The sequence below is a fragment of the Paenarthrobacter sp. YIM B13468 genome (assembly GCF_042788025.1).
GTDB classification, from domain to species: domain Bacteria; phylum Actinomycetota; class Actinomycetes; order Actinomycetales; family Micrococcaceae; genus Arthrobacter; species Arthrobacter aromaticivorans.
Window position 1 is genome coordinate 51,473 of record NZ_JBHZPI010000007.1, and the last position, 11,381, is coordinate 62,853.

Here is an 11,381-nt window from a genome sequence, read left to right on the forward strand (position 1 = left end):
CCGGTCCGGGGGAGTGAAGGTGGAAAATGCCAGCGCCCGGACACAGTGAGAGGGGCTGAAATGACCGTAATTCTGGACCGTGCCGACGAACTGACTACTACCGCCGTTGGCGAATGGCACCGTGTGTGCCCGGTGGACGAACTCGAAGTGGCCTGGGGCGAAGCGGCACTCATCCAGGGCCGCCAGGTAGCGTTGTTCCGCATCGCACCCGGCGAAGTCTTCGCCGTCGCACAGCAGGACCCGGCCACCCTGGCCAACGTCATGGCCCGCGGCATTATCGGATCCCGCGGCAGCCGGCCGACCATTGCGTCGCCGCTGCACAAAGAGGTCTATGACCTCGAAACCGGTGAGTGCTTCACCGACCCGGCCCTCAAGCTCGCAACGTTCGCCACCCGCCTTGTGGATGGCTACCTCGAGGTTGAACTCTAGGAACCCGCCAGACTCCGGCGGCTACAAGCCCAACGCTTCGCGGACATCCCCAAGGACATCGTCCAGGGATGTCCGCGCTGCTTGGCGTGCAGCGGGAAGCTCTGCCGCCGACTCCACCGCCTGGATGACCTCCAGGTAGCACTTTAGCTTTGGTTCCGTGCCGCTGGGCCGGATGATCACGCGGCTCTGGTCCCGCGTGAGGTACAAAAGCCCGTCCGTGGGCGGCAAAGCTTCACTGCCTTCGGCAAGATCGGTGAAAACCTCGACGCCGGAGCCTCCAAACGCTTCCGGCGGGTTGACCCGCAAGCGGTTCATCATGGCGTCCAGGAGCCCCAGGTCCGCCACACGGATGCTCAACTGGTCACTCGCATGAAGCCCGTGCACCAGGTACAGCTCATCCAGGGTGTCGAAAATCGTCTTGCCGTCGGCCTTTGCAGTTGCCGCCAATTCCGCGATCAGCACCGCCGCCGAGATGCCGTCCTTGTCCCGGACCAGATCCGGCGCCACGCAATAGCCCAGCGCTTCCTCGTACCCATAGGTGAGTCCCGGGACGCGCGAAATCCACTTGAAGCCCGTGAGTGTTTCCTCATGGGCATATCCCGCGGCAGCGGCAATGCGTGACAACAGCCGTGAGGACACGATCGAGTTGGCGAAGACGCCTGCCCGGGGTTCTTCGCCGGCACCGGTTGCCATACGCGCAACGATATGCGCGCCCAGGAGCGCACCAACTTCGTCCCCGCGCAGCATCCGCCAGTCTCCGGTTGCGGGGTCAACCGCAGCAACTGCCGCCCGATCGGCGTCGGGATCGTTGGCCAGGACGATGTCTGCACCCAGCTCCGCCGCTGCCGCAAGCGCCAGGTCCAAGGCGCCTGGCTCTTCCGGGTTGGGAAATGCGACAGTGGGGAAGTCGGGGTCAGGTTCGGCCTGCTCGGCGACGAGGGTGACGTCCGTGAAGCCAGCTGCGTTGAGTACGGATACGGCTGTTTCACCGCCCACACCATGCATGGGGGTGAGGACGATCTTCAGATCGCGGGCGGGGAAGTGCTCTGCGTCCACGAGTCCCGCCATTGCCGCCTGGTAGTCCGCGGCGATGGAGCCGGGCAGTACTGTCCAGCCAGCCGCGGCCAGCTCGATCGACTCCAGCGTGCCCACGGCCTCAATCTTTTCCGCAATCTGGGCATCGTACGGGGCCACTATCTGTGAACCCCTGCCGCTCTCTGTCACGGCGTGCCGGCCAAGATAGACCTTGTAGCCGTTGTCCTGCGGGGGATTGTGGCTCGCGGTGACCATCACGCCGCCGTCGCAATCCAGCGCCCTGACCGCATAGGCGAGCAACGGCGTCGGGAGCGCTGCCGGCATCAGGAAGGTTTCAATCCCGGCCGCAGTGAAGATGGCAGCCGTCTCTTCCGCGAAAATGTCCGAGTTATACCGGGCGTCAAAGCCGACGACGCCGCGCGGCCGGGTACCCGGCGCAGCTGCGGCCACCACTTCGGTCAGGAACGCAGCCAAGCCAGCCGCTGCCCGGCGCACCACCACCCTGTTCATTCGGTTGGGACCTGGCCCGAGGGCAGCTCGAAGGCCGGCGGTGCCAAACTGCAGGGTGCCATTGAAGCTGTCGCCCAGTTCCTGGACTGCTCCTGCGTCACCGCCGCTGGCGAGGTCGGTGAGCTCAAGGAGAGCGGCCGACGTCGTGGGGTCCGGATCGTGGGAAGCCCATTCGCGGGCGTCGGTGAGCAGCTGGTTAAGGGCGGCATCGCTTGATGTCATAGGGACAAAACTATCCTCATTGCCCACGTCAAAGGCAACGCGGGGTCAGATACGGCCCATAAATCCTGTCGTAATGGGCCGTATCTGACCCCGCGTTGCTTTAGAGCGCGCGGGATTGGACGGTGAAGTCAGTGTTCCCATCCATGCTGAACACAGAAGATCCCGTGTTGTCCCAGTCCGGGAAGAAGGTGTCCGAAATAACCGCTGCACCATCCTGGGCGAAGACCTCCACGGACGAGGAATCCAGGAGGATGCGCAGGCGAACCTTGCCATCGCTGCCGGAGGCGGGCAGGGCAACCTCGTGGTAGGGACTGAATTTCTCGGAGAAGTTGCTGGTGCCGGCCTTGGAACGGTCAACCCTTACCGTGCGCTTTTCCTTGTTGTAGGAGATACGCAGGCTAGCGCTGCCGTCAGCGGAGCGACGAAGAAGAATTCCTGCTTCCCGCGCAGAGGTAAGGTCCATTTCCAGCTCAATGAGCTGCGTACGGCTGGCAAAATCGGCGCCAAGATCCTGCGCCTCCGGCCCGACGGTGAGGTTTTTGCTCTTCACCTCACCTGAGCGTTCAAGAGCTTCCCGCGCCACGCCGGCAATTGCTGACCGCAGTTCGAGCCGTTTCTGGCCCCGGACCAGGGTGAGTTCGCGGGGGATTGCCATGGACCCGCGCCAGGGCGTGGTGGGAACGTGTTGGGCGTAGTCCCAATTGCCCATCCAGCCAAGGAGCACGGGCTTGCCGCCGGGCGCTCCGGAGATGGAGTTTGCCGCGTAGTAGTCGGCGCCATGGTCCAGCCACTGGGATTCGCTGAGTGGAGCATCGGCGGGCGCGGCGTTTTCGGCCGTGAAGCGGGTGCCATCGAATTCGCCGACGAAGTACTGCATGCCTGAGCCACCTGCGATGCCGCCGGGGTTGATGCTCAGCAGCATGACCCACTTCTTCGCGGTGGAGTCCTCTACGTCCATCTGGACGAGTTCCGGCACCTCCCAGAGTCCGCCTTGGGCACCGACCCCGGAGAAATCACTGAGGAAGTCCCAGTGGAGGAGATCCGTGGATTTGAACATCTTCACTACCTGCGCGTCCGCCACCACCGTGGTCATCACCCAGTACCGGCCGGGCTCGTACCACGTGATCTTGGGGTCGCGGAAGTTGTTGTTGGTAGGCGCCAGGTTCAGGACGGGGTTGCCCTTGTACTTCTGCCAGGTGCTTCCGTTGTCCACGCTGAAAGCGACGGACTGGGCCTGGGAACCTTGGGGGAGCGCGCCGTTCTTTCCATATGCACTGGTGTAGAGGGCCACCATGGGTGGGTTCTGCGCAGTCCCCAGTCCCGAGGCGTTGTTCTTATCCATCACGATCGAGCCGGAGAAGATTTCCTCCTGCGGGCTCGCCTCCATGGCAACAGGCTGCTGTTCCCAGTGCACCAGGTCCTTGCTGGTGGAGTGGCCCCAGGACATGTTGCCCCATGAGTTCCCGCGAGGGTTGTACTGGTAGAAAGCGTGGTAGGTCCCGTCATGGTAGACGAGGCCGTTGGGGTCGTTGAGCCAGTTCTTTTCAGCCGTCAGGTGGACTGCGGGCCGCCACGGATCTGAAGCGGATGGCCGGTGCCCGCCCGGGGCGGGGGCCGGCGTCGGGCTTTCCGGTGCTGGAGCAGTGCAAGCGGCAGCGGAAAACGCGACCACGACGGCGGCACTTGCGGCCAGCAGGTGGCGGCGGGAAAGGCGGGGATTGGGGTAAGTCATGGGGAGAAATCCTGGGGTTGGGGGGTGGCAGGGGTGCCGGCCCTTGTGGAGCCTGCACCCCTGCCGTGGCCTTACGGCCGAGGGTGGTGCGGCCTACTTGTAGAGGCCTTCGCCGCCAACACGGAGGTTGGTGGGCAGGTAGCCGAACGGGCCGAGGCCGTTCTTGCCGAAGGTGCGGTCAACCTGCGTCACGCCACCCTGGAAGTTCATCTTCACGGTGGGGGACAGGGAGCCGCCGCGGACGCCGTCCACGTTGTCGATGAACGACTGCACGAGGCCGCCAGGCTGTACGTAGTGCGAGTAAGCCTGGAACTGGCGACCGTTCTGGCGCGGGTCCGGACCCTCCGGCGCGTTGGCCGGCATGTTCAGGTCCGTGGGGGAGCCCAGGGCCAGGCCGCTGTTGTTCACCGGCTGGAAGTCGGAGCGAACGCCGTTACCCACGAAACCGTAGACGCCGTCCGGGCCGCGCATGCCATCCGCGTAGGTGAACTGGTGGCTGATGGTGAACAGGTAGTACTTGTTCTTGCCGTTTTCGTTCTGGATGAAGATCTGCGGACGCTCAGTTTGGTCGTTGACGCAGTTCGCGGACAGGATCGGGGGCAGGAAGCTCCACTTGGTCAGGTCCTTGTTGTCGGCCACTGCCAGGCCAACATTCGCGGTCTGGTACCAGGCGCCGGTGGTGGTGTTGACCTGGTCCAAGGTTTCGGCGTGGGGATCGCCCGGGCGGTAGCCGAGGTCTTCCTGCTTGCACTTGTAGTCACCGCGGGTGCCGCCGGTGTTGCCTTCGAAGACCATGAAGGTCTTGCCCGGGTGGGCCGGGTCCGCGAAGGTGTAGGGGTCACGGAACGCGAAGCCCGGGTTCTGGGCCTTGTTCTGGTACAGCTTTCCGTCCGGCTCAAGGAGCTTGGTGTGCTCGAAGCCGTCGAAGGTCACGCCGTCCTGGTTGGCGTGGATGTTGCCCAGGGCCTTGGCAATGACAGCATCCGGGGCAATTCCGCCGCCGCCTGCATTGCGCTCAGCGACGTCGTAGAACGTGGTGGCCGTGTAGAAGACGTTGATCTTGTTGCCCTGCATGAGGCGCGTGGAGCCGGACCATTCCGTGTTGCCGATGGACGTGTTGTCCAGGAACAGGTGTCCGCCGTAGTTCCACTTGTCCTTTGCGGGATCAGCGTTGGTCTTGCGGAAGAAGTACCCGATCCGGGCGTTCCAGTGGCGCTGGTCGAAGCCGTAGCCTGCGTGCCGGTCAGCAACCAGGGAGAAGATGACGTCCCAGCCCTTGTAGCTGATCTGGTTCGCGTTCTCGTCCGTCAGGGACCAGGTGTCCCACACCCAGACGTCGTCGTTCATGGCGGGGAAATCCTTGGGGATTTCCGGCATGGTGACGTCGGGGCTCATGGAGTTCTGGCCCGGAGCAACGTTGGTGTTGCTTTGTGCCATGATCTGCTTTGCGTCGGCGCGGGTCCATTTGGACGTAAAGTCGGCCGCCGGGTCGTACGCCTCCTGCGTGTGGAGGCTGGGGAGCGGGAAGCCGGGGGTGGGGGCCGGCATGGTGCTCGACGGCGGGTCGGCCGGCAGGTTGGCCTGGGCGGCCGGGGTCACCAGCAGGATGCTGCCGGCAACGCTGGCTGCGGCTGCGAGGGCTGCTGCCTGTCGCAGACGGCGGCGCGGCCGTGTTGGGGTTGAGTGCGTGTTCATGCTTGCTCTTCTCGCGGAGTGTTGGACTTCGTGGAGTGCTTATCAACTCCGGCGTCCATCGATCCGCTGAAGGCGTCTTCGAGGGACGCCATCGTTTCGAGGTGCGGCGGTCCCTTATGGGGTTCTCGCCGCGGCGGTTCCAGTACGTCGACTTACCGGAACGACTCCCACGCTAAACACGTGTGAGGCCCAAATCAAACAACATTTCACGGACGCAAAAGCACTTGTCAGACATATGTGTGCAAGCGTTTACATTTCCATTGCGCGCGCGTGCCACAGCCTGGCCGCTGGATCAAATGTTTCGAAATAAAACTGACTTATTCTGAGAATTCACTGTGCGTTTACGTGGGCTCCGTTTGACTTGACGCTCTACCATTCCTGGCCTATGCGGCAGTGCTCGGCGGGAAACTCCTTCTAAAAGTCCAATCGGTGGACGTAAAATGTGGTAGCGATTCCGGAGCACCCCTGCGAACCGGACCCCGCCTGTTGTGAGCTGGTGCTGCATGTGTGAGTTACCAAAGCGCCGTTGGCGGTCCTCCCTGACTCCATTGCGCCTCGTGCTCGCGGTCCTGGCTGTGGCAGCGATCGTGGCGGGCTGGTTGGTTCCGGATCTTTTGTCCGCCCTTCCCATTGGTGCAGGCCTGCTGACCTTCGCCGTGGCCGTCCTCATGCCCGCTATCCGGGAAATCGAGCTGGGAGCTTCCCCCAGCATCAAGCTGGCGCCTGCACTCAAAGACCGCGAGGACGAGCTCCGCAGCGTCTTCGAACGGCAGAAGGGGGACATGGAGTACTGTGCCCACTTGCTCTGCGACAACCCGGAAACTGCCCGTCGCTTGCTGGAGGCGGCGTGGTCCCAGTCGACGAACGCGTGGAAGGGGCCAGTGACGCCCCAGCTGCGTGTCTACACGCTGTGCGTGTTCGTGGAACTCCTGAAGAAACACGAACACTGGCTGCAGAGCCGTGAAGGCAAGACGAAGGGGACCAAGGGACCCAAGACAAAGAACGGCAAGAGTCCATTGGCGAGGTTGTCGTACGACGAGCGGGTCGCCGTCGTGCTTCATGTCTTCGCAAACCTGACCGTTGGCGAGATTGCCGGGATGACTGATCGTCCGGCCTTGGAAGTCGGCAAATCATTGGCGGCCGCCGAAGAGAAAACCAATCGCCTGGCGTTGGAAGAAGGCCGGCCGTGAGGGACGCGCTGCGGGAGCGGTTGTTGTCCGAGGCTGCGCTTCATGCGAAGACCAACCCGGCCGACCTGGACCGTGCCTTGGGCGAAGGAATGTCCACTATCCGGCGAAGGCTGGTTCGAGCCTGGGTGGTGGTGATCGTGGCCGCCGTGCTCGTGACGGCCGGGCTGGTGGCTCTGCGCGTGCTTCTCGACAGGCAACCGGCAGTGCTGGAATCCATCGCCGTGAGCGCTCCGGCGAGCTCGCTCCACCCCGAGGCCATCCTTCAATTGTCCGCGGAAGCTACCTACAGCGATGGCTCACACAGTCCGCTGCAAGACGGCGTTGAGTGGGCCTCGGACAACCTTGCGGTGGCCGGAATCAGCGCAGACGGCAAGGCGACAGCGGTTGCGCCGGGCGTTGCCGGCCTGACAGCAACGGTCGACGGCGTCTCCGGACGCTTCGAGCTCACGGTCACCACGCCGGGAACGGCCTCGCTGAAGGCCCTGCGCATCACTCCGGGCGATGCGGAGGCCGACCCCGGAGGCAAGATACAGCTCCTCGCCGAGGGAACGTACAGCGATGGGTCACTGGGGAGGCTCAACGTCACAGCTATATGGGGGTCCCGTGATCCAGGCATAGCGACCGTGGACGGCGACGGCCTGGTCACCGCTGCAGCTCCGGGCACGGCCATCATCTCCGCCTCCCAGGATGGGTTCGAAGCCACTGCACGCATCACTGTCAACACTGCACCGCCGGCCAAGATCTCCGGCCTGGCGATCGAGCCCGCCGAACTCACGATCAAGCAAGGGCAGACGCACCAAATGATCGCAGTAGCCTCGTACACGGACGGGACCACCAAACCCGAATCCAGCGTGACCTGGTCAACGGGGAACCCCAAGGTCGCAACAATCTCCGCCTCCGGGCTCGTGACCGCGCAGGGCCTGGGGCAAGTGCTCATCGAAGCCAAGCACGTGGACGCCGATGGCACGGAATGGAAAGCGCAATCGAAGGTGACCGTGGAGCATGCGGTGATTCGCGTCGTCGTGGGTCCTGCTGGCCCGCACGCACTCGAGCCGGGCGCCACCGTCCAACTGACCGCCACCGTCACGTACAGCGACGGCAAACCCGGGAAGCCGGTCATTACTTGGGCGTCAAGCCGCCCGATCATCGCCTCTGTCAGCAATGGGTTGGTGCGGGGAGGCCCCGTGCAAGGTCAGGTGACCATCACGGCCACAGCGGACGGCGTGTCCAGCAACGGGGTAGTGGTCAGCGTTGGTCCAACGATTCAAACGCAAGGGCCGGTAAAGGGCTAGCAGGCCTTTAGAGCTTGGCGATGATCTCCGCCAGCAGCGAGGAGATACGCTTTCCTGCCGCTTGGCCGGCCTCGAGGACCTCGGCGTGGCTCAGCGGAACCGGGCTGATTCCCGCGGCAAGGTTGGTGACCAACGAGATGCCGAAGACCTCCATTCCTGCATGTCGTCCGGCGATGGCTTCCAACGCCGTGGACATCCCCACGAGGTCAGCGCCGATGCGCTTGGCGTACTGGACCTCGGCGGGCGTCTCGTAGTGGGGACCACTGAACTGGGCGTAGACACCTTCCTGCAGCGACGGATCCACCTCGCGCGCCAGTTGCCGGACGCGTGAGGAGTAGAGGTCCGTGAGGTCCACGAACGTGGCGCCCTCAAGCGGGGACGTGGCGGTCAGGTTGATGTGGTCGCTGATGAGCACAGGCGTGCCCGGGGTCCAATCCTCATTGAGGCCACCGCAGCCGTTGGTGAGGACCAGCGTCTTGCAACCCGCAGCTGCGGCCGTGCGAACGCCGTGGACGACTGAGCGGACACCCTTGCCTTCGTAGTAGTGCGTCCTGGCGCCCAGGACCAGGGCGCGTTTGCCTTCCTTCGTCAGGACGGAGCGGATGGTTCCCACATGGCCCACGACGGAAGGTTGGTGGAAACCGGGAACCTCCGAGGCATTCAAGGTGGCGGTGGTTTCACCAATGAGGTCGGCAGCTTCGGCCCAGCCGGAACCGAGCACCAGCGCTACATCGTGGGACTCAACGCCAGTCTCGGCGGCAATGAAGTCCGCGGCGGCCCGGGCAGCTTCGAAAGGGTCTGTGTTCATCAGCTCAGTGTTACTCACTGGTACAAGCTACCTTGCGTGCGCGGCAATTTGGTAGGGACGCGCATGACGCTCCGAGGGTGAGGCTGGGCTGACTGGCAGCCTGAGGTGCAATGAGCGAGAATTGAGGATTGTGACCACCCAAGTTGACTTCAGTTCCCCCCGTATCGCGATTCTGGGAGGTGGTCCCGGAGGATATGAAGCCGCCATGGTGGCCGCTTCCCTCGGCGCAAAAGTCACCATCATCGAGCGGGCAGGCCTTGGCGGCTCCGCCGTGCTGACCGACGTCGTGCCTTCCAAAACCCTTATTGCCACCGCCGACCTCATGACCCGCGTCGCTGAGGCGGATGAGTTGGGCGTCAAATTCGACGGTGACGGTGGCGGCTCCAAGCCCCGCGCCGATCTGAAGCACATCAACAACCGCGTCCTGGATCTGGCCCGTGGACAGTCCCACGACATCCGCGCGGGGCTGGAGCGCCTCGGTGTGGAGATCGTGATCGGTTCCGGCAAATTGCTGGACAACAACACGATTGAGGTGCTGACCCTTGAAGGCGTCCGCACCATCGACGCCGATGCCATCCTGCTGGCGGTGGGCGCACACCCGCGCGAGCTCCCCACTGCCAAGCCCGACGGCGAACGCATCCTCAACTGGGCCCAGATCTACAACCTGGACGAGCTGCCCGAGGAACTCATCGTGGTGGGCTCCGGTGTCACCGGCGCCGAGTTCGCCTCCGCCTACAACGGCCTCGGTTCCAAGGTCACACTGATTTCCAGCCGTGACCAGGTCCTACCCGGTGAAGACACGGACGCCGCCAAACTGCTGGAAGGCGTGTTCGAGCGCCGCGGCGTGCACGTGTTGTCCCGCTCGCGCGCCAACGCAGTTGAGCGGACCGACGACGGCGTGAAGGTCACCTTGGGCGATGGATCGGTGGTCACGGGCTCACATTGCCTGGTGTGCGTTGGTTCCATCCCCAACACGGCCGGAATCGGGCTTGAGGAAGCCGGCGTGACCTTGACGGAGTCCGGGCACATCAAAGTGGATGGCGTTTCGCGCACCACCGCCCCCAACATCTACGCTGCCGGCGACTGCACGGGCGTGTTCGCGTTGGCGTCCGTAGCCGCCATGCAGGGCCGGATCGCGGTTGCACACTTCATGGGTGACGGCGTGAAGCCGCTGAAGCTCAACCAGGTGGCCTCGAATATCTTCACCTCCCCGGAAATCGCCTCGGTGGGCGTTTCCGAGGCCGATCTCGCCTCCGGCAAGTACCAGGGAGACGTCGTGATGCTCTCGCTGCTCAGCAATGCCCGCGCCAAGATGCGCAACACCAAGGATGGCTTCGTCAAGATTATCGCCCGGAAGGGATCCGGCACCGTGATTGGCGGCGTGGTGGTGGGGCCGAACGCTTCGGAGCTCATCTTCCCGATCTCCGTGGCCGTCACGCAGAAGCTGCACGTTGATGACGTGGCCAGCGCTTTCACGGTGTACCCGTCATTGACTGGGTCCATCTCGGAGGCTGCACGCCGGCTGCACGTGCACATGTAGCTCATTGCTCCCGTGGCGCCCGTTTCGACGGCTGGCTGCGTACTAGATGGTTGGAACCGTCTAACGCGCAGCGAGCCATCGGAACGGGCGCTTTCGCGTTCCTAGGTGCGCAGCGCGGCGATGGCTTCAGCGAGGGGCATGTGCAACGCGGGACCGTGGCCGGGCAGGATCACGTTGGCCTGGATGGTGCTCAGTGAGCGTGCCGCTGCGAGGGCGGTCTCCGGATCCGAGTGGTACATCCGGTGCAGCATCTGTGGGCCGGTTTGTGTGCTGATCGGATGGCCACTGGCAAACGTGTCGCCTACGGCAATGGTCTGCGCACCGGGGATCAGGATGGCCGCATTGCCGGGAGTATGCCCGGGCAAGAGGATGGCTTCCGGCTGGCCAGGCAGGCTCTGGAGCCTCTCCGGAGTCCATGCCTCGGCCCGTGTTGCCGGTTCGGCTTGGAGGGCCTTTGCCTTGATGACATGGAGGAGCCAGCGGAAAACACGTGGCCGCCACGCCCGGATAATCACCTGACCGAACGTAACCTGGTGCTTCTCCTTGCCCTGCACGTGGGCGAGTTCCTCAGGGGAACACAAAATGGGCGTGCCGAACGTCCGGGAGAAATAGGCTGCGGACCCTGTGTGGTCAACATGGCCGTGGGTGATGAGCATGGCTTTGGCATCAGCTGGCTCGAGTCCAATTTGGCGGATGGACTTTAGTATCAGGTCCCTGTCCGCCGGGTACCCGCCGTCGATCAGTAAGTAGTCCAGCTCATCCGGGGACGCAGGGGCATCGCGGACAATGACCCAGTTGGACGCGGGTCCCTGGACGAAGTGGATTCCCGGAGCGGGTTCAGTGATGTTCACCCCGAAAGTCTAGGCGTGCGAGTTCGTGGGAACAGGCAAGCCCGAGCAACGAATTCGCGGGAAGCCTGCGAGCACGC

The 11,381-nt window shown here is 63.8% G+C and carries 9 protein-coding genes; 4 read left to right on the forward strand and 5 right to left on the reverse strand.

The genetic code is table 11. The features are described 5' to 3' along the window. Positions 1 to 60 precede the first annotated feature (60 nt). Positions 61 to 429: a nitrite reductase small subunit NirD gene (nirD, locus tag ACFX4T_RS08695; protein ID WP_216926916.1), complete on the forward strand. Its 369-nt coding sequence runs from the start codon at positions 61 to 63 to the stop codon at positions 427 to 429. A 21-nt stretch (positions 430 to 450) separates the two neighbouring features. Here the strand turns inward: nirD and ACFX4T_RS08700 are convergent, their stop codons facing one another. The 3 genes from ACFX4T_RS08700 to ACFX4T_RS08710 all read right to left on the reverse strand — a co-directional run bounded on the left by ACFX4T_RS08700 (position 451) and on the right by ACFX4T_RS08710 (position 5,623). Continuing rightward, positions 451 to 2,196 carry a phospho-sugar mutase gene (locus ACFX4T_RS08700; protein WP_377651476.1) on the reverse strand — a complete coding sequence of 582 codons (1,746 nt, stop codon included), beginning with the start codon at positions 2,194 to 2,196 and terminating at the stop codon, positions 451 to 453. 100 nt (positions 2,197 to 2,296) lie between these two features. Beyond that, positions 2,297 to 3,928, reverse strand: a complete 1,632-nt coding sequence (locus ACFX4T_RS08705; RefSeq protein ID WP_377651478.1) for a glycoside hydrolase family 32 protein — start codon at positions 3,926 to 3,928, stop codon at positions 2,297 to 2,299. A 93-nt stretch (positions 3,929 to 4,021) separates the two neighbouring features. Then, complete coding sequence (locus ACFX4T_RS08710) at positions 4,022 to 5,623, reverse strand: glycoside hydrolase family 68 protein (protein ID WP_377651479.1); 1,602 nt, start codon at positions 5,621 to 5,623, stop codon at positions 4,022 to 4,024. 503 nt (positions 5,624 to 6,126) lie between these two features. Between ACFX4T_RS08710 and ACFX4T_RS08715 the strand changes: the two genes are divergently transcribed. Continuing rightward, positions 6,127 to 6,813, forward strand: coding sequence for a hypothetical protein (locus ACFX4T_RS08715; RefSeq protein ID WP_377651480.1), 687 nt, complete (start codon positions 6,127 to 6,129; stop codon positions 6,811 to 6,813). Continuing rightward, a complete protein-coding gene (locus ACFX4T_RS08720; protein ID WP_377651481.1) occupies positions 6,810 to 8,105 on the forward strand; it encodes an Ig-like domain-containing protein in 1,296 nt (431 codons plus the stop codon). The genes ACFX4T_RS08715 and ACFX4T_RS08720 overlap by 4 nt, the downstream gene beginning before the upstream one ends. A 7-nt stretch (positions 8,106 to 8,112) precedes the next feature. Here the strand turns inward: ACFX4T_RS08720 and ACFX4T_RS08725 are convergent, their stop codons facing one another. Next, the gene (locus ACFX4T_RS08725) at positions 8,113 to 8,913 is read right to left on the reverse strand and encodes a purine-nucleoside phosphorylase (RefSeq protein ID WP_377651482.1); all 801 of its coding nucleotides are present in this window, start codon (positions 8,911 to 8,913) and stop codon (positions 8,113 to 8,115) included. 130 nt (positions 8,914 to 9,043) lie between these two features. On the opposite strand from ACFX4T_RS08725, the gene ACFX4T_RS08730 reads away from it, so the two are divergent. Then, the gene (locus ACFX4T_RS08730) at positions 9,044 to 10,453 is read left to right on the forward strand and encodes an NAD(P)H-quinone dehydrogenase (RefSeq protein WP_216926923.1); all 1,410 of its coding nucleotides are present in this window, start codon (positions 9,044 to 9,046) and stop codon (positions 10,451 to 10,453) included. A gap of 101 nt (positions 10,454 to 10,554) precedes the next feature. Here the strand turns inward: ACFX4T_RS08730 and ACFX4T_RS08735 are convergent, their stop codons facing one another. After that, positions 10,555 to 11,304 carry an MBL fold metallo-hydrolase gene (locus ACFX4T_RS08735; RefSeq protein WP_377651483.1) on the reverse strand — a complete coding sequence of 250 codons (750 nt, stop codon included), beginning with the start codon at positions 11,302 to 11,304 and terminating at the stop codon, positions 10,555 to 10,557. Between the last annotated feature and the right edge of the window lie 77 nt (positions 11,305 to 11,381).